We start from the raw sequence: 16,001 nt of genomic DNA, 5'->3' as shown, positions 1-16,001 counted from the left end.
TCTTTTCCCGCTCCTGCTACAGGAACGAACTCTCCTTGGTCAGTCCGTACCGGGGATGTTCCCCGATGACCATCGATTCGAAAATGCCGTACCCGACAGCATCGCCTTCGCGGCACCGGATCACGCAGTCGCGCAGCTGGTGCACCTCCCGCGCCGTCTCGGGGTCGGACACGTCCGCGTACCGTTCACCATCCACATGGGACTCGCCGAGCCAGGTGCCGTGCCGGTGCCCCTTGAACCCGAAGTACAGGCCGGTCCCCAGGTGGAAACCGGTGTCGCTGGCCGCTTCGATCTCGACCGTGCGGGTCTCGCCCCAGCCGGCGTCGAAGGTCATCTTCCCGCCCAGCAGCCGCCGGTTCACCGGGTCGAACTTCAGCTCGTCCCGGACATGGTGCAACGGGGTCTGGGTACCGTCCGGTTCGTTGACGAACCCGGAGAAGTAGGTGGTCTCCCCGTCTACCCACTGGTGGTAATGGTGGATCTCGTAACCACTGCCGTCGGGCCGCTGCATCCACATCGGACTCCAGGTGAGCAGGAAGTCGCCGTCCAGCCGCTGCCTGCGGAACACGTCGGGAGCCGGCTCTCCGACGTCCATCCGCACGCCCCACGAATGGTCGCGGAAACCGAACCATTCGTCGTCGCGGACCTCGATCTGCTCGCCGTCGATCCAGATGTGCCCGCGCACGGTCGAAGACTGGTGGTAGCGCAGCAGATCCGAGCAGATCCGGAACCCGTCCGGCTCACGCTGGCCGTCCTTGGCCTCCAGGAACGGCGGCAGCACCCCGGTGACCGTGAGATCGAACCGGATCGGCAGCAAATGGTTCTCCCGCAGCACGAAACGCACCGCTTTCAGCGGCTCCAGCACCTCGTAGTCGAGCGGGCCCACCCCGACCCGGTCGGGCTCGCGATCCAGCCGCCTGCTCGCCCGGACGGTCAGCTGTTCTTTGCCGCGCGAGACCCCGGCGAACATGTCGATCACGTTGCGGTTGTGGTATTTCCCGATGCCGCAGTCGACCTGGAGCGAGCCGTCCCTCGCGAACAGCGACGCCCAGAGCTTCTCGGTCCACGAGATGTCGGCGTGCGCGATCGTCGCGAATGTCTCCGGAGTCTGATGACACAGCAGCTCGTCGGCCGGGACGATCTTCTGCATGGATTGGCGCACGACGCGCCTCCTTCCCAAGGACTAGCGGACGGGCGAGAACGAGCCCGGCATGTCGTTGGCCACCAACGCTGTTCCGAAGATCGCGGCGGCCTGGTCGTCGTCGTCGAAGGGGTCCGGGTACAGGGCGAGGGTGTCCGGCGACAGGGACCAGTCGATCTGGTCCGTCACCCCGGCCAGTGCCGCGAACGGGCGCAGGCCCGAGGTGTACATCGTGGTGGCGGCGAGGATCCGCTCGCGCCGGTCCATCGCGGCGAACCGCTGGTACAGCTTCATGTGGCTTTTGCTCAGTTCGGCTGCCACCTCCGGCCACGCCGTCGCGTCGAGCAACTCCCGCGTGCCGTCCGTCCGGTAGCCGAACACAGCGGCCTTGCGCACGGCGGTGAGCAGCTGGTCGGGTTCGGTGAACGTGGTGCCCCAGTCGTTGATCTCGAACTCCGTGAACGCCGAACGGTCGAACACGAGCGCCATCGTGAGCCCGGCGTACGGGGGTTCGAGGTCTTCTGCCCAGGGGTAGGCCCACGCGCTCGGGCCGAGCGACAGGTAATCGCGCACGATGGTCTGCTGATCGCCGGAGTACGGGTACGGCCCGGAATCGCAGATGCCGACGCGCGAATCGCAGAAGTACAGGAACGAATAGCCCGAAACGGTGGCGTTGAGCCGTTTGAGCGCCTTCGCGCCGGCCGGGTCGAGCGCGGTCGCGGCGTCGGTCAGCTCGGTGACGACCTCGCCGGGCAGGTAACGGTTGGTGAACCCCGCGTCCTTGTAGTCGAGCGTCCCGTCGCCGCGATGCGCGAGCGCGAGCCTGCGCCAGAAGTCCACGACCGCGCGGACCTCGTCGCGTCGTTCGTCCCGCCGGACCTTGCCCATGTTGATCAGGCACTCGCGGCCGCACAGGTAGTGGTAGCCGATCATCCAGATCCACAGCGGACTGACCTGGTTCGGGCCCGTGCGGAGCCGTCGCCCCAGCTCCTCCGCGGGCATCGCGGCGTCGATCGTCGCGACCCGGCGGGCGTAGCTGTGGAAGTCCTCGATCACCGAAAGCGACATGTAGGGCAGCATCGGGAACAGTTCGGAGGTGAAGCCCGAGCGGCGGGTCATCTCCGGCTTGAACGCGCGGCCCATGTGCTGCACCAGGTCGTCGAGCCGCTCGTCGGTGAGCTCCTCGGCGATCAGGGCGTCCAGCGCGGCCGGCGGGACGGTGAGGTCGAAGTCCTTCACCGCGATCTCGTCGCCGACCCGCCGGATGTAGTCCCACCACTGTTCGCGCACATCCGCGGAAGCGCTTTCCCGGACCACACCAGCACCGTCGTCGATGTCCAGGGTCACCCTCGTGCCGTCCGTCAGTTCCGTCAGGTCGGTCCCGACGAGGCAGGGCACCTCGAACTCGCGGGAGACGATCGCCAGGTGCGAGCGGAGCGTCCCGTCGCGGCAGATGATCCCGCCGAGCCTGCCGAGGATCGGGGACAGGAACGTGGTCCCGCCCGAAGCCACCAGCGCGACGGTGTCCTCCAGATCGCTGTCCAGCGACGCGATGACGTCCTCCGGCGAGCGGAAGTTGCGGATCGTCCCGGTCACCGGGGCGAAGGTGTAGGAAGGGGTTCCCTTGCCGATGATGCTCATGCCTGCCTGCCGATCGGACGGAAGCACCCGTCCCGGTCCTGGGGTACGAAGACCCCGCCAATGAGACTCAGCGCCAGCTCCGGGTCGCTGAACTTTCCATACGATGCCGCGATGCGCGGGCTGACGCTCCAGTCGATTTCGTCGTAGCAGCCGGCGAGCCGCGCCCACGCCTTGAGTTTCCACGCGTACATCTGGGTCGCGTAGAGGTTGCGCTCCCTGGGGTCGGTCTCGGCGAGGCGCTGGTACAGAGCGCGGTGTGCCTTGCGGATCGCCTTCGTGGCTTCCTCGACCTCGTCGGCGCCGAGCGGGCGCAGCTGCCCGCCGTCGGTGCAGAAGACGCGTGTTTCGAGGATGTCGGCCTGGTAGTCGCTCGGGGTGAACCACGCGGTCCCCCAGACATTGTTGTCCATCTTGACCGTGCCCGGAAGCCGGTAGGCGAGGACGAAATGGCGGTACGGCAGACTTTCCCGGATTCCGTCGACCCACGGGAAGTCTCCGTCACCGTCCAAACAGGTCTCCCGCAGCGCGAGGAACGTGCCGTCCTCCAACAGGTACGGGCCGGTGTCGCACACCGCGGTGCGCGCGTCGCAGTTCTCCAGGAAGGCGTATGCCGTCAGCCGCGCCCCGAACTTGCGGATACCCGCTTTGGTCGCGTCGTCGGCGGGCACGAGGTTGCCGCGGATTTCGGCCAGCAGCGCGTCGTCCACTACGTGTGAGCTGTCGGCGGGTTCGGCGTCCATGTTGAACAGCACTCCGTCGGTGCGCATGGCTATCGTGGCCTCGCGCCAGAAGCGCAGCACTTCCAGCTGGTCGTCCAGCCCGTCGGAAAGCGTGTTCTCGCCGAGGTCCACGAACAGCTCGCGCCCGGTCAGGTAGTGCAGTGGCATGGCGGCGAGATTGATGAAGCTGCGCTTGTTCCCGATAGGCAGTGCCTTGCGCACGAGTTCGGTCGCGCTCGCGTGCCTGGTGATGGCGCGGATGCGCTCCGGCACGCGGAGGTAATCCTCCATCATGGACATCAGGATGTAGGTGTTCATCCCGAACAGTTCCGACTCGAACACCGTGCGGGCCGACAGTTCGGACTTGTAGGCCGCGCCCGCCGTGCGCACGATCCAGTTCCATTCCTCGAGCGTGGGCTCGTAGGACGGGTCGGTGCAGATCGCCTCCACGTTGGCCGGAGTGCTCAGCTGCGCTGTCATGCGCTCACCGCCCCTGCCACGACGGCCACCTTCGCGGTCTCGGCGTCGGAGAGGTCGAGGACGACGGTGTCGCCGTCGGACACGGGCCTCGGCAGCTCGGCGGCCAGCACGCAAGGCACGTCGGACTCGCGGGAAAGGATCGCCAGGTGCGACTCCCGGCTGCCCGCGGTGCACACGATCGCCTTGAGATCGGGCAGGATCGGCGACAGGAAGGTCATCCCGCCCTTGCTGACGAACGCGATCGTGCCGGCCAGGTCGTCGTCGTCGATCGACAGCACGTCCGAGGTGTCGTTGAACCACCTCGCGGTGCCGCGAACCCGGCCGGCGGGGAAGAGATTCACTCCCGTGCCGACCTCGTTCAGCTCTCCGCTCATCGCTACTCCGTTCCGCCCCGACGCTGGGGAGTTCGGTTGTCTCGGACACGCGCGCCAGCGCAGAGCGGACGTTACGAGCGGGGTGAACTGCGCCACAGTGCACTTAGGGGGACATTGGTCCGCGGGCCGGCCCCGGCGGCGCTGAAGGACGAACAGCCCGGCGCGTTGAGGAACGCGCCGGGCTGCGGTGGGGGTGGTTCAGCGGTACCGCTCGTGCCGGGTTTCCCAAGAAGTTGCCAGTACCGCTCTCACGGACGAGGAGGTCGCGCGACGCCGGAGTCGCGTCACCAGGATCATTCCGTGCTTCGCCATCGGGTTGGCGAGGTACGCCCGGCGGCTTCGGCCTGAGGTCCAACGACGGTGCGAACATCGCGGGCTCAGCGGGACAGTACTGCCAGCGATTCCAGCGCCGCGCGGTAGATCCCGCGGATGGCTTCGCCCAGCGCCAGCTCTTCGTCGGCGGACTCGGCCACGAAATCGGCTTCCCACACCACTTCCGCCCCGTCGGCGTGGTCGCGCACAGTGAACCGGGAGCGGTACGAGCGCAACGCCAGCGGGCCGGACAGGTACTCGTAGACATAAGTCCGCGCGGCATCGTCGTGCTCGACGATACGCTCGCTCGCCACTCCGCCGCCGACGAACGTCGCGCGCCGCACATCGCCGTCCTGGCTCGACTTTTCGATCGCGGGCACCCAGTCCGCGATGTTCGCGGTGTCCCCGCCGGTCTTCCACACCGTCGCCGGCGCCGCCGCGATCACCAGGGTTTCGACCACTCGCATTGCTGTCCTCCACGCTCGTCGGGTTGCTGCGGCCGAACGCTACGAACCCGCGTGCCGAGCGCCTAGTCCGCTCTGGGGGACAGTCGTTCCCGCAGCTCGCGCTTGAGGATCTTGCCGCTGGGATTCTTCGGCAGGGAATCGGCGAACACCACTGACTTGGGCACCTTGAACCCCGCCAGCACCCGGCGGCAGCCCTCGATCACGTCGCGTTCGGTGAGCCCGCTCCCGGGTACCGCGACGACGACCGCCGTCACCGACTCGATCCACCTCGGGTGCGGCACTCCCACCACCGCGGCCTCCGCGACGCCGTCCACTGTGTACAACGCTTCCTCGACCTCACGAGTGGCGACGTTCTCCCCGCCCGTCTTGATCATGTCCTTCTTGCGGTCCACCACCCACAGGTAGCCCTCCTCGTCGAGGTACCCGAGGTCGCCGGAATGGAACCAGCCGCCGCGGAAGGCGTCCGCGGTCTGCTCCGGCTTTCCGTGGTAGCCGACGGTGGCGTGCGGGCTGCGGTGCACGATCTCCCCGACTTCGCCCGCCGGAAGCGGCCGGTCCGCGTCGTCGACGACGCGGGTCTCGACGTTCAGCGCCGCGCGTCCCGCCGAGCCGGGGCGGGATTCCTGGTCCTCCGGGCCGAGTGCGGTGGCCAGTGACGCCATTTCCGTCTGCCCGTAGAAGTTCCAGAACCGCATTTCCGGCAGGCGCCTCTTCATCTCCCCCAGCACTTCCACGGGCAACGCGGAAGCGCCGTAGTAACCCTTGCGCAGCGACGTGATGTCCGTCGAGCCGAGCTCGCGCAGCAGCGAGATCCACACCGTCGGCGGGGCGAACAGGTTCGTCACCCGCTCCGCCTCGATCGCGCGCAGCATCGCGGCCGGGTCGGGCCGGTCGAGGATGACACTGGTCGCACCGAGATACAGGTCCGTGGAGAGGAAATTGTCCAGCTGCGCGCAATGGTACAGCGGCATCGCGTGCAGCTCGACGTCGCTGCTTTCCATCCCGCCGGTGACGATGCAGCTGACGTACTGCCACATCAGCGAGCGGCTGGTGAGCATCGCGCCCTTCGGGCGGGATTCCGTGCCCGAGGTGTACATGATGCGGATGACGTCGTCGTCTCCGACGTCCACTGGCCGCGGTCGCCCGTCTGCGCCGGACCACTCCGCGAAGTCCCGCCACCCGGACGGAACGTGCTCACCGATCACCGCACGCACCCGGACTTCGTGCTCTGCCAACGCTTTCTCGGCCACCGGCAGCAGCGCGTCCTCGACCACGAAGGCATCGGCGCCACAATCACGCAGGATGTAGCCGACCTCGCCGCCGGTGAGCATGAAGTTGACCGGCACGAACACCACCCCGACGCGCGCGGCGGCGAAATCGAGCACCGGGAACTGCCAGCAGTTGTGCGACAACACCACGAGCGTGTCGCCGGGGCCCAGCCCCGCCGCCTGCAGCGCCGCGGCGACCCGGTCCACCACGCCGTCGAACTCGACGAAGGTGAGCCGGACGTCGCGGTGCACCACCGCCGTCTTGTCCGGGAAGCGGGCCGCCGAGCGGCGCGGGATGTCGGCGAGGCTGTGCGCACGCGCCCGTTCGACGGTCACGGGATTTCTCCTTCTTCCGTTGTGGAAACCCCGCGGGCAGCCCGGCCACAGGCCGCCCGCGAGGCAGTTTTCAGGCGGTGCGCAGGTAGCCGGGCAGGATCTCCTGCGCGGCCTCCACCAGGGTCATCGGATCGACCAGCAGGTGCTGGGTCGCGACGGCGGCGTCGCGGGTGCACCGGCCGAGCGCGCTGGGGTTGCGGATCGACTGGCTGCCGCCCCACCGGTGCGCGAACCCGACGACCTCGCTCGCCACCTCCTGGACCCACGTGGTGACCTGCCGCATCCGCGCGCGCTGCTCGGCGGTGATCTCCTCGCCCGCCGCGGCGGTCTGCTCCGCCTCGCCGTGGATGTCGTATACGTAGGCCCTCGCGGCCTGCAACAGCGCCTCGTACTTGGCGAATTCGCGCCGGAACAACGCCGAGTCGCCGACGAAGGTGTCGTAACCTGGCCGTGCCTTGCCCGAGGAAATGGTCACGATCTCCTGCAGCGCGCGGGTCGCGAGCCCGAGCGCGACGCCCGAGTGCCCGCCGACGCCGATGCCCAGCAGGCCCAGCTTGTACAGCGGCTCCGGCCGCACCGGGGTGGTGGAGAAGGTGTCCATCGTGTGCTTCTCCGGCACGAACACGTCGGTCACCGCGTAGTCGTAGCTGCCGGTGCCGACCAGGCCCATCACGTTCCAGTTGCCCAGGAACTCGACCTTTTCGCGCGGGACGAAGGCCACCCGGCACACCGGGTCGCCGGTCTCGGACACCAGGGGTTCGCCGTCGTCGCCGTGCACCACGAACCCGGCGCCGATCCAGCTGGCGTGCGCGGAACCGCTGGCGAATTGGTAACGGCCATTGACGAGATAGCCGCCGTCGACGCGCTTCGCCTTGCCGGTCGGCAGGATCATCCCGGCGGTGATGCCGGGGTTGGGCTGGTCGAAGATCTCCCGCGCGCCTTCTTCGCTGAAGAAGCCGACGGCGATGCCGGTGCTGAACGCGTTGGCCATCAGCGCCCAGCCGGTGGACCCGTCGGCACGGGAGATCTCCTCGATGACCTTCAGCGAGTCGACCATGCCGAGCCCGAGGCCGCCGTACTCCTCGGGCACCATCAGCCAGAACAACCGCGCTTCGATCAGCGCGTCGACGACGGGCCGGGTGATCGTGGTCTCGCGCTCGATGGTGTCGGCTTCGCTCTCGATCAGCGGCGCGACGGCCTTCGCCCGGGACAGGGCGTCCGTGGCCGGGCGGGCGAGGGTTCCGGTCATGTGCTTGGTCCTCTCTGACTGCACGTTGGGCGCCTTCGAGACTCCCGCCGGAACCGGGTCGTCACATCCGGGCCGCCACGTGGTCAGCCACCCGCTTTCCGCCATTGCGCGACCTGCGCGCGCCGGGACAGGCCGAGCTTGTCCAGGATGTGCTCGACGTGGCCCTCGACAGTGCGGTGGGAAATGACCAGTTTCCTCGCTATCTCCCGGTTCGTGAGTCCCTCGGCGACCAGTTCGGCGACTTCGGATTCCCGCCGCGACAGGCCGGACCCGCCCGGGCGGACCCGGTTGACCCCCCTCCGCTCGCCCAGCGCGAACTCGATAACCCGATCGCGTGACATCGCCTGGCCCCGCGCGAGCGCGGAGTCGTATCCCTTGTCTCCCAGCCCGTTCCGGGCCTGCCGTTCGAACCGGGTGCGCTGGTCGAGCCAGTGTTCCGAGCCGTAGAGCTGCATCCCGACCGATGCCCACAGCGTCTCGGCCGCACCGAGCAGGACCGCGGCCCGCTCGGCTTCCCCGCGCGCGGCTTCGCTCCATGCCAGCAGTTCCGTGGTCAGGGAAAGCCCGATCGTGTCGTCGAAAGGCTGCTTCATGCGCAGGCTCTCCGTCGCTCGCGCGACGGCTTCGTCATGGTCCCCGCACATCAGCGCGGCCAGGCCGAGGCCGTACACGGCATAGGACAACATCCAGCGCTCACCGTGTTGCTCGCACTGCGGGCGCAACTGCTCGAAATGCCGCAGGGCTTCGTGGGTGTCGCCGGCGAAGATGTAAAGCAGTCCTAAGTGGACACGCAGCGAACCGAGGAGGTCGAGGGGCGCCTCGGTGCCCTGATAGCGGTCCAGTGCCTCCAGCAGGATACGTTCCGAGCTGCCGAAGTCCCCGCCGAAGAACGCCACGAGCCCCTGCTCGTGCCGGTTGTAGGCCAACCCGAACGCGTCCCCGGCGGCCTCGGCGATCCGCATCCCTTCCGCCAGTGCGCGGCTCGCGGCGTCACGATCCCCTTGCAGCGTGGCTACGAGCCCGAGGGTGGCGAGCGCCCGCGCCCGGTCCGGCGAGGCGTCCCGCTCGAGGCCGAGCGCGCGTTCGAGCCAATAGCGGTGTTCGGTGAAGGAGAACCCGGCCGCCCAGAGGAACCACGGCGCACCGATCAGCCGAGCGCCGTCGCCGCCCCGCGCCAGCGCGGTTTCGAAGGCCGTACGCAGGTTCGCGTGTTCCAGGCGCAGCTTCACGCACCACTGCTGCTGGCGCTCGCCGAACCACTGCCTCGTGACGTCGCCGACCATCCGGGCGTAGTAGGCGTGGTGGCGGGCGCGCAGTTCGGCCGCCTGTTTGTCGTTCAGCTTCGCCTGGCCGTATTCGCGGAGTGTCTCCAGCATCCGGAACCGGACCTCGCCGTGCTCCTCCTCCCGCAGCAGCAGGGATTTTCCGACCAGGCCGTCGATCCCGTCGACGATGTCATCGTCGGTGAGCCTGCTGTCCTGACACACTTCCTCGGCGGCGGCGAGCGAGAAACTCCCGGCGAACACGGAGGTCCGGATCCACAGCTGGCGCTCCACCGGGGCGCACAGCTCGAAGCTCCAGTCCACCGTGGCCTGCAGGCTCCGGTGCCGCTCCGGGGCCGCCCGGTTCCCGCCGGTCAGCAACCGCAGACGATGTCCGAGCCGGTCGGCCAGCTCGGACAGCGACAGCACCCGCAGCCGCGCGCACGCCAGCTCGATCGCCAGCGGCAGCCCGTCGAGCTGCCCGCAGATCCGCCGCACCAGCGCGAGATTCGCGTCGTCCAGGGAGAATTCCGGCAGAATGTCCCGGGCGCGAGCGGCGAACAGCGTGACCGCGCTGTCCCCCAGCGGTGCCACGGCGACCGCGTGCTCGCCCGGGATCGCGAGCGCTTCCCGGCTGGTGGCGATGATCCGCAGTTCTTTCGCGCCGTGCAGCAGGAAACTGGCCAGTTCCGCGCACGCGCCGAGCAGGTGCTCGCAGTTGTCGAGCACGAGCAGCAGCTGCCGGTTGCGCAGATGGTCGACCAGCAGGTGCCGCGGGCTCGCGGAGCGGTCCCGGATGCCCAGCGCGTCGACGAGCGTCTGCGCCAGCAAAGCCGGATCCCGCAACGCGCCGAGTTCGACCCAGCGGACGCCGTCGGCGAAGGCACGGCGGACCTTGTCGGCGGCCTGGATGGCGAGCCGGGTTTTGCCGACTCCGCCAGGCCCCAGCAGCGTGACCAGCCGAGCCGAGCCGAGCACCTGCCGGATCGTGGCCAGCTCCCCTTCCCTGCCGACGAATTCGGTGAGCTGCGCGGGAAGTTCGGTACGCGGGCCGGGCGTGGCCGGGGCCGGCCCCTGCGCCTCGGCGCGCAGTGCGCGGACCCGGTCCTTGAGCACGGTCGTCGAGTGCTCCCAGCCGATCCGCACGGCGATCGCCGCGACCGTGATCGCCGGGTCCTCGGCCAGCAGCGCCCGGATGGCGGGCTCGTGGGCGTCGGCGACGGACCCCCTGGCACGCGGCGGCCCCGGGGGTTCGCCGAGCTGCAGCGCGCGCCGCACCGTGTTGCGCGAGATGCCCCGGTGCCGGGCGATCGCCTTGATCGGCATCCCGTCGGCGTGCAGCTGGCGGATCTCCCGCCAGTCCTGCGCATTCATCACGATGCCTCCTCGTCGAGGCGTCAGCCCGGTTGACGCGTGGCCAACTATGCGAGGCCCGCGGACTACGTGTCAAGGACGGCGGATGTTGACCCCCTCGGTCGTGGCACGCCCGGCGATCGCCCAGGTCAGCGCGCCGGGCCGGACACGTGGCGGATCACGGGCGTTCCCGGTACCGGTCCACCGCACGGCAGGGAAGCCTCGGCAGCAGAACCCGATCAGGAAGGATCCAGCATGAGCAGTCAGGACCCGGTGAAGGTCGCCGAGCGCTTCGTCGAGGCGTACAACTCCGGCGACCGCGATGCGCTCCTCGCGCTCTGCGCCGAGGACATCCACGTCGAACACCACAACCGCGGCGTGGATCTGAACGACCGCGACGCCTTCGGCGACATCATCAAGGGTTTCGAGGCGGCTTTCCCGGACAAGCACTTCGAGAACCGCCGCGCCCTGCACTCCGACGGCGACACCGTGGTCGTCGAGCACACGTGGGTGGGCACCGCACAGGCCGACGTGCCCGGGTTCGCGACCGCCGGCGAGGTGGCCCGCATCGACCTGTGCAGCCGCTACACCGTCCGCGACGGCCTCGTCGTCGAGTACCACGACTACGGCTGATCCGCGATGACTTTCCGGGCCCGGGTGGCCGGGGCGCTGGCGGACGGTCACCCGGTCATCCTTCTCGACGAGCACGGCACCGCCGAGCTGATGGTCGCCGCGGCACTGGCCACCACGGCCTCGCTGGCGTTCCTCATCCGGCACGGCTCCGGGTTCGTCCGCGTCGCGCTGACCGGGCAAGCGTGCGACCGGCTCGGTCTGCCACCGGTCACCGCAGGAGGTCCGCACCGGTGCGCTCAGGCGGTCGCGGTCGACGCCGCCGACGGCGTGAGCACCGGGATCTCCGCGGCAGACCGGTGCCGGACAGCGCGGTTGCTCGCCGATCCGGCCACCGAGCGCGGTCAGTTGCGCCGGCCTGGCCACACGGTCCCGTTGCGGGCCTGGCCGACAGACGGCGTTTTCGACGAGCCCGGCGTGGCCGAAGCCGGGGTCGAGCTCGCCCGGCTGGCCGGGGCCGAACCGGCGGCCGTCCTCTGTGGACTCGTCTCGCGCCGTGCCCCGTGCGAGATGGCGGGGCACGGCGAAGCGCTGGCCTTCGCCCGCCAGCACGACATCCCAGCGGTGAGCGTCACGGAACTGTTCCCGGCGCCGGAAAGGAGAGCAGGATGAGCGAGTTCGACGCGGTCGCGTTCCGGACGGCGCTGAGCCGCTTCACGACCGGGGTGGTCGTGGTGACCGCGCCCGGGCCGGTGGGCATGGTGGTCAGTTCCTTCACGTCGGTGTCGCTGGAGCCGCCGCTCGTGCTCTTCTGCGCGGGCAACGGTTCCTCGACGTGGCCGAGAATCCGGGAGTCCAGCCGGTTCTGCGCGAACGTGCTCGCTTCGGGCCAGGAACCGCTCGCCCGGCAGTTCGCGGGACCGGGCGACCGGTTCGACGGGGTCGGCTATCAGCCCGGCCCGCACGGCAGCCCGGTCCTCGACGGCGTGCACGCCTATGTGGACTGCGAGATCGCCGGGGAGTACCCGGGCGGCGACCACACGATCGTCGTCGGGCGCGTGCTGGGCCTGGACACCGGGCACGGCACCGGCCCGCTGGTGTTCCACCACAGCAGATTCCACGACGGCGCGTTGCTCAACCTCGTCTGAACCCGGGAAAAGCCCGGCCGTGCGCGCGGCCGGGCTTTTCCCGTGTGCTCACATCTTGCCGATCGCCCCCGCGTCCACGGGCAGCGAAATGCCGGTGACATATCGGGATTCGTCGGACGCCAGCCAGGCCACGGCGGCGGAGATGTCGCGCGGCTCGACCCACGGGATCGGCAGCACGTTCATCCCGGCCTGGCAGGCCTCCCGGAAGTCCTCGTGCGTCGGCGAGTCCAGGTCCGGCCGGAACAGCCGGTACATCGCCTCGTGGTCGATCATGTCGGTGAGCACCGACGTCGGCTGGATCGCGTTGCACCGGATGTTCTGGGCGCCCAGCTCGTTGGCGATGGAACGGGTGAGCCCGATGACACCGTGCTTGGCGGCCACGTAGTGCGCGAAGTTCGGGAAGCCCTGGGTGCCGCCGGTGGAGCTGATCAGCACGATCGACCCGCCGGTGCCCTGCTCGATCAGCGTCGGCACGGTGGCTCGCACCGTCTTCCACACGCCGGAGAGGTTCACGTCGATCATCGTGTCCCACTGCTCTTCGGTCAATTCGTGCACCGGCGCCGAGGAGAACACGCCGGCGTTGGCCACGACGACGTCCAAGCGGCCGAGTTCGGCCACCCCGTCGGCTACCGCCTCCGTCAGCGCCGCGAGGTCCCGCACGTCGACCTCTCGCGAGACCGCCCTGCGGCCCGCCTTTTCGATGTGCTGGGCGGTTTCGGCGAGGTCGGCCGAGGTCGCGCCGCGGTAGGCCGTAGTCGGCACCTTGCCGCAGATGTCCACGATGATCAGGTCGGCGCCCTCGTTGGCGAGCCGCACCGCGTGCGAACGTCCCTGTCCCCGGGCCGCACCGGTGACCAGCGCGACCTTGCCGTCAAGACTTCCCATTTCCCAACTCCCGTCGTCGTTAACGGTTCCGGGAGCGACACTGCCCGCCAACCCGGTCCGCACACGACCGGGCGACCACGTGGTCCGGTCCCCGGGTGCGGGGTCCGCCCTCCGCACGGCTCCCCTGTCCCCTGTCACTGCTCACGCCCAGTGCGCTGGCCTTACGTCTTTCCGGGTCTGGGCAATGCGACGGTCTCCGATCGTGTTGTTTGGACTGACGCACTTGACCATGGCGATGCTGGTCGGGTTAGCGTGCCCGGTCTGCTGCCGACCAAAGAGGTCGAGAGCCCGGCTTCGAGAACCGCCCGCCCGGCCCAAGATTTCGCCCAAGACGCAGAGGCGTCCCTGCCTAGCATTGGCAGGGCAGGCACTCGGAGGGCTGAGCGAGTTCGAAGGCGATTTCGAGATGACCAACGCCGCGGATGTCGTTCGTCTGGATCCGTCGGACCCGGCCTTCACAGCAGACCGGCACACGGCTTATCGCCGCCTGCGAGAGACTTCGCCGATCGCCCGCACCGTGGTGAACGGGCAGGATTCGTGGCTGCTCACCGGCTACGCCGACGTCGAAATGGCTCTCAAGTCCGCAAAGAACACCGTGCAGCCGCACCCAGGCGAGTTTCCCGCCCACTTCGGGACCGGGCCGACGGCGGAGTTCTACCGATTCTCCCTCCCTAACGTGGACGCGCCCGCGCACACCCGGCTGTGCGAGCTCGCGTCACCGGCGTTCCAGCCGCGGACAGTCAAGCGGATGCGGGTGCGGGTCGAGGAGATCATCGTGCGCGGGCTGGGCGAACTGCCCGGGCGCGACGAAATGGTCGGATTCGGGCGGGAGTGCGCGGTGAAGATCCCGGCGCTGATCGGTGCCGCCTGCTGCACGCGCCGATGCGGGAGGCGGGCAGGGTCTTGGACCGGATGCCGGGTCTCAACGCCGTGCTCAGCCAGGGCGAGATCACGCCCGAGCAGCTCGCGGAAGCCGACGCGGCGAGGCCGCGTGAGTCAACACCGTTGATGGCCGAACGAAAGGGGCTCGAACCTCCCCGCAAGCAGCAGACCGTAGATACCGACCAGCGCGCAGCCGAAGAGGATCGACAGGCTCCACACCCGGCTGTCGCGGATGACGCGCAGAACGGGCACGTGCCGCTGCCCGCCCAGTGCCTCGCGCTCGGATTCCAAAGCGGACTCCAGCCACGCCTTTTGCTCCGCGGTGAGCCATTTGACGTCGGCGGGGCGCTCGGCCATCGCGCGAAACGCGACCAGTCCGAGGATCATCGCGGCGGCGCCTGCCACGATGAACATCCATTGCCAGCCGGCGAGGCTCGCGAAGCGGTCCAGATACTTCATGAGCGCGGTGGAACTCGGGCCGCCCAGCACCGCCGCGATCGAATTGCCGATGATGTACCCGCCGACCGCCCGCGCACGGTAGCGCTCGGGGAACCACTTGGTGACGTAAACCGCGATGCCGGGCAGGAAACCGGCTTCCATCACGCCGAGCAGGAAACGCATGACGCAGAAGCTCGTATCGTCATAGACGAACGCGGTCAGCGCCGCGACCGCACCCCAGGTCAGCAGGATCCGGCCGATCCAGCGCCGCGCCCCGAACCGGTGCAGCAGCAGGTTGCTCGGCACTTCGAGCACCATGTAGCCGAGAAAGAAGATGCTGCCCGCGAAACCGAAAATCGAGGGGCCCAAACGCAGTTTGTCACCCATGTCCAGTTCGGCGAAACCGATGTTGCTGCGATCCAGGTAATTGAAGAACAACATCAGGAAAAGCAACGGAATCAACCGATGATACACTTTACGCACCGTGGGCGATTCGATCTGGTCAGTCATCGTTGACCCCATCACGCGCAGGCGGTTCCGCGAGTGCGCCGGGATTTCCTCAGCCTGCGAAGAGGGCGAAGTGCGCGTCCAAGATCGGGCCCTTGATCCAGTCCGGACTCGCTTCGACCAACCAGCGCGACTCCTTCTCAACCGTGTCGCACTCCGCGTCCGCCACCAGCGACGAGCTTCGGCAGTACGCGTCGCACAGCCGCACAATGCGATCGGCGAGTTCCTGCATACGCTCAGCGACATCCTCGGGCGGCAACGGCCCCAGACACTCAGCCGCGCCGAGACCCCGGCCGCAGCCGTCGAGCGAATCCCGTGGCTGAAAAACAACTGGTAACACCGTGGTTTTTCCCGCCGACTCCATTTCAGACCGTTCCGCGCATCGGGGCGCGGTCGGCGAAATCCGCATCAGGACATATCATGCATGGACGAGCCAAGAAATTGATCGCCGCCGCGAGTGCCGCGGTTCTGGCGGTCGCCGCGGCGATTCTCGGGGCCGGCAGTGCGTCGGCTTACGGCGGAGACGGCGCGATGGACGTGTACCAGCTCGCGATTTCGTTCAATTGCGACAATCCCGCGTTTTGCGGCAGCCAGAACCTCGGCGGGTTCTGGGGGTGGGGCGAACTCGACCACAACCCGGCGACCGGAGCCAACACCGGGGACGCGGAGCTCACCGGCTGCAGCCACGGCGCCTTCAACGGCGCGGCGCACACCAGCGCCGACGTGACGAAGTGGTGGGTCGGGCCGGGCAGCGCCGGGCCGTACACCTTCTTCACCGACGAAACCGACACTACGACCAGCCGCGGCCAGACCACGGTCACCAAGCTCACCAATGACGACATCGGCGTCCCGGCGATCCCGGGCCACTACTCGAGCAGCGAAATCTTCGGCTTCACCCCGCCTCCGGGCGTGAGCGCGCAGATCCAGGTTTCCTTCAAACCGGCGCACTGACGCGCCCCGGTCCCGGCG

General features: G+C 68.7%; 16 protein-coding genes. 5 read left to right on the top strand and 11 right to left on the bottom strand.

Annotated elements, in window-relative coordinates; translation table 11 throughout:
* Positions 1–16 precede the first annotated feature (16 nt).
* The 8 genes from ATK30_RS33130 to ATK30_RS33095 form a co-directional block, all read right to left on the bottom strand.
* Positions 17–1,162, bottom strand: coding sequence for an Rv3169 family protein (locus ATK30_RS33130; protein WP_208637466.1), 1,146 nt, complete (start codon positions 1,160–1,162; stop codon positions 17–19).
* Positions 1,163–1,183: 21 nt separating this feature from the next.
* Complete coding sequence (locus tag ATK30_RS33125; protein WP_101441193.1) at positions 1,184–2,782, bottom strand: PEP-utilizing enzyme; 1,599 nt, start codon at positions 2,780–2,782, stop codon at positions 1,184–1,186.
* A complete protein-coding gene (locus ATK30_RS33120; protein WP_101438727.1) occupies positions 2,779–3,981 on the bottom strand; it encodes a hypothetical protein in 1,203 nt (400 codons plus the stop codon). Before ATK30_RS33120 ends, ATK30_RS33125 begins: the two co-directional genes overlap by 4 nt.
* A complete protein-coding gene (locus ATK30_RS33115; RefSeq protein WP_101438726.1) occupies positions 3,978–4,355 on the bottom strand; it encodes a PEP-utilizing enzyme in 378 nt (125 codons plus the stop codon). Before ATK30_RS33115 ends, ATK30_RS33120 begins: the two co-directional genes overlap by 4 nt.
* A gap of 377 nt (positions 4,356–4,732) precedes the next feature.
* On the bottom strand, positions 4,733–5,134 hold the full coding sequence (locus ATK30_RS33110) for an SRPBCC family protein (protein ID WP_101438725.1): 402 nt from the start codon (positions 5,132–5,134) through the stop codon (positions 4,733–4,735).
* Positions 5,135–5,196: 62 nt separating this feature from the next.
* Positions 5,197–6,738 carry a fatty acyl-CoA synthetase gene (locus tag ATK30_RS33105; RefSeq protein WP_101438724.1) on the bottom strand — a complete coding sequence of 514 codons (1,542 nt, stop codon included), beginning with the start codon at positions 6,736–6,738 and terminating at the stop codon, positions 5,197–5,199.
* A 70-nt stretch (positions 6,739–6,808) separates the two neighbouring features.
* Positions 6,809–7,987: an acyl-CoA dehydrogenase family protein gene (locus tag ATK30_RS33100; protein ID WP_101438723.1), complete on the bottom strand. Its 1,179-nt coding sequence runs from the start codon at positions 7,985–7,987 to the stop codon at positions 6,809–6,811.
* 83 nt (positions 7,988–8,070) lie between these two features.
* The gene (locus ATK30_RS33095) at positions 8,071–10,623 is read right to left on the bottom strand and encodes an ATP-binding protein (RefSeq protein WP_101438722.1); all 2,553 of its coding nucleotides are present in this window, start codon (positions 10,621–10,623) and stop codon (positions 8,071–8,073) included.
* A 234-nt stretch (positions 10,624–10,857) separates the two neighbouring features.
* Here ATK30_RS33095 and ATK30_RS33090 point away from each other — a divergent pair, with 234 nt between their 5' ends.
* The 3 genes from ATK30_RS33090 to ATK30_RS33080 are packed head-to-tail and all read left to right on the top strand — an operon-like array spanning position 10,858 to position 12,320.
* Positions 10,858–11,235: a nuclear transport factor 2 family protein gene (locus ATK30_RS33090; RefSeq protein WP_101438721.1), complete on the top strand. Its 378-nt coding sequence runs from the start codon at positions 10,858–10,860 to the stop codon at positions 11,233–11,235.
* 6 nt (positions 11,236–11,241) lie between these two features.
* Positions 11,242–11,844, top strand: coding sequence for a 3,4-dihydroxy-2-butanone-4-phosphate synthase (locus ATK30_RS33085; RefSeq protein ID WP_101438720.1), 603 nt, complete (start codon positions 11,242–11,244; stop codon positions 11,842–11,844).
* Complete coding sequence (locus ATK30_RS33080; protein WP_101438719.1) at positions 11,841–12,320, top strand: flavin reductase family protein; 480 nt, start codon at positions 11,841–11,843, stop codon at positions 12,318–12,320. Before ATK30_RS33085 ends, ATK30_RS33080 begins: the two co-directional genes overlap by 4 nt.
* 48 nt (positions 12,321–12,368) lie before the next feature.
* Here ATK30_RS33080 and ATK30_RS33075 read toward each other — a convergent pair whose 3' ends face one another.
* Entirely contained in the window at positions 12,369–13,205 is an 837-nt protein-coding gene (locus ATK30_RS33075; protein ID WP_101438718.1) for a mycofactocin-coupled SDR family oxidoreductase, read from the bottom strand.
* Between the two features lie 406 nt (positions 13,206–13,611).
* Here ATK30_RS33075 and ATK30_RS33070 point away from each other — a divergent pair, with 406 nt between their 5' ends.
* Entirely contained in the window at positions 13,612–14,214 is a 603-nt protein-coding gene (locus ATK30_RS33070) for a cytochrome P450 family protein (protein ID WP_143271457.1), read from the top strand.
* Here the strand turns inward: ATK30_RS33070 and ATK30_RS33065 are convergent.
* Positions 14,202–15,035 carry an MFS transporter gene (locus tag ATK30_RS33065; protein ID WP_101438716.1) on the bottom strand — a complete coding sequence of 278 codons (834 nt, stop codon included), beginning with the start codon at positions 15,033–15,035 and terminating at the stop codon, positions 14,202–14,204. The two genes, ATK30_RS33070 and ATK30_RS33065, sit on opposite strands and share 13 nt — an antisense overlap.
* Before the next feature lie 49 nt (positions 15,036–15,084).
* Positions 15,085–15,441 (bottom strand): hypothetical protein, encoded by a 357-nt coding sequence (locus ATK30_RS44845; protein ID WP_143271456.1) that lies wholly within the window; start codon positions 15,439–15,441, stop codon positions 15,085–15,087.
* An 11-nt stretch (positions 15,442–15,452) separates the two neighbouring features.
* Here ATK30_RS44845 and ATK30_RS33055 point away from each other — a divergent pair, with 11 nt between their 5' ends.
* A complete protein-coding gene (locus ATK30_RS33055; RefSeq protein ID WP_101438714.1) occupies positions 15,453–15,983 on the top strand; it encodes a hypothetical protein in 531 nt (176 codons plus the stop codon).
* The last annotated feature ends 18 nt before the right edge of the window (positions 15,984–16,001 follow it).

The sequence above is a fragment of the Amycolatopsis echigonensis genome (assembly GCF_002846615.1).
GTDB classification, from domain to species: Bacteria; Actinomycetota; Actinomycetes; order Mycobacteriales; family Pseudonocardiaceae; genus Amycolatopsis; species Amycolatopsis echigonensis.
The sequence above is the reverse complement of the archived record's forward strand: the minus strand, read 5'-3'. Positions and strand labels throughout refer to the sequence as shown.

Coding starts and splice junctions, on each gene's coding strand:
- ATK30_RS33125 (WP_101441193.1), bottom strand. CDS start 2,782: ATGAGCATCATCGGCAAGGGAACCCCTTCCTACACCTTCGCCCCGGTG.
- ATK30_RS33120 (WP_101438727.1), bottom strand. CDS start 3,981: ATGACAGCGCAGCTGAGCACTCCGGCCAACGTGGAGGCGATCTGCACC.
- ATK30_RS33115 (WP_101438726.1), bottom strand. CDS start 4,355: ATGAGCGGAGAGCTGAACGAGGTCGGCACGGGAGTGAATCTCTTCCCC.
- ATK30_RS33110 (WP_101438725.1), bottom strand. CDS start 5,134: ATGCGAGTGGTCGAAACCCTGGTGATCGCGGCGGCGCCGGCGACGGTG.
- ATK30_RS33100 (WP_101438723.1), bottom strand. CDS start 7,987: ATGACCGGAACCCTCGCCCGCCCGGCCACGGACGCCCTGTCCCGGGCG.
- ATK30_RS33095 (WP_101438722.1), bottom strand. CDS start 10,623: ATGAATGCGCAGGACTGGCGGGAGATCCGCCAGCTGCACGCCGACGGG.
- ATK30_RS33090 (WP_101438721.1), top strand. CDS start 10,858: ATGAGCAGTCAGGACCCGGTGAAGGTCGCCGAGCGCTTCGTCGAGGCG.
- ATK30_RS33085 (WP_101438720.1), top strand. CDS start 11,242: ATGACTTTCCGGGCCCGGGTGGCCGGGGCGCTGGCGGACGGTCACCCG.
- ATK30_RS33080 (WP_101438719.1), top strand. CDS start 11,841: ATGAGCGAGTTCGACGCGGTCGCGTTCCGGACGGCGCTGAGCCGCTTC.
- ATK30_RS33075 (WP_101438718.1), bottom strand. CDS start 13,205: ATGGGAAGTCTTGACGGCAAGGTCGCGCTGGTCACCGGTGCGGCCCGG.
- ATK30_RS33070 (WP_143271457.1), top strand. CDS start 13,612: ATGACCAACGCCGCGGATGTCGTTCGTCTGGATCCGTCGGACCCGGCC.
- ATK30_RS33065 (WP_101438716.1), bottom strand. CDS start 15,035: ATGACTGACCAGATCGAATCGCCCACGGTGCGTAAAGTGTATCATCGG.
- ATK30_RS44845 (WP_143271456.1), bottom strand. CDS start 15,441: ATGCGGATTTCGCCGACCGCGCCCCGATGCGCGGAACGGTCTGAAATG.
- ATK30_RS33055 (WP_101438714.1), top strand. CDS start 15,453: ATGCATGGACGAGCCAAGAAATTGATCGCCGCCGCGAGTGCCGCGGTT.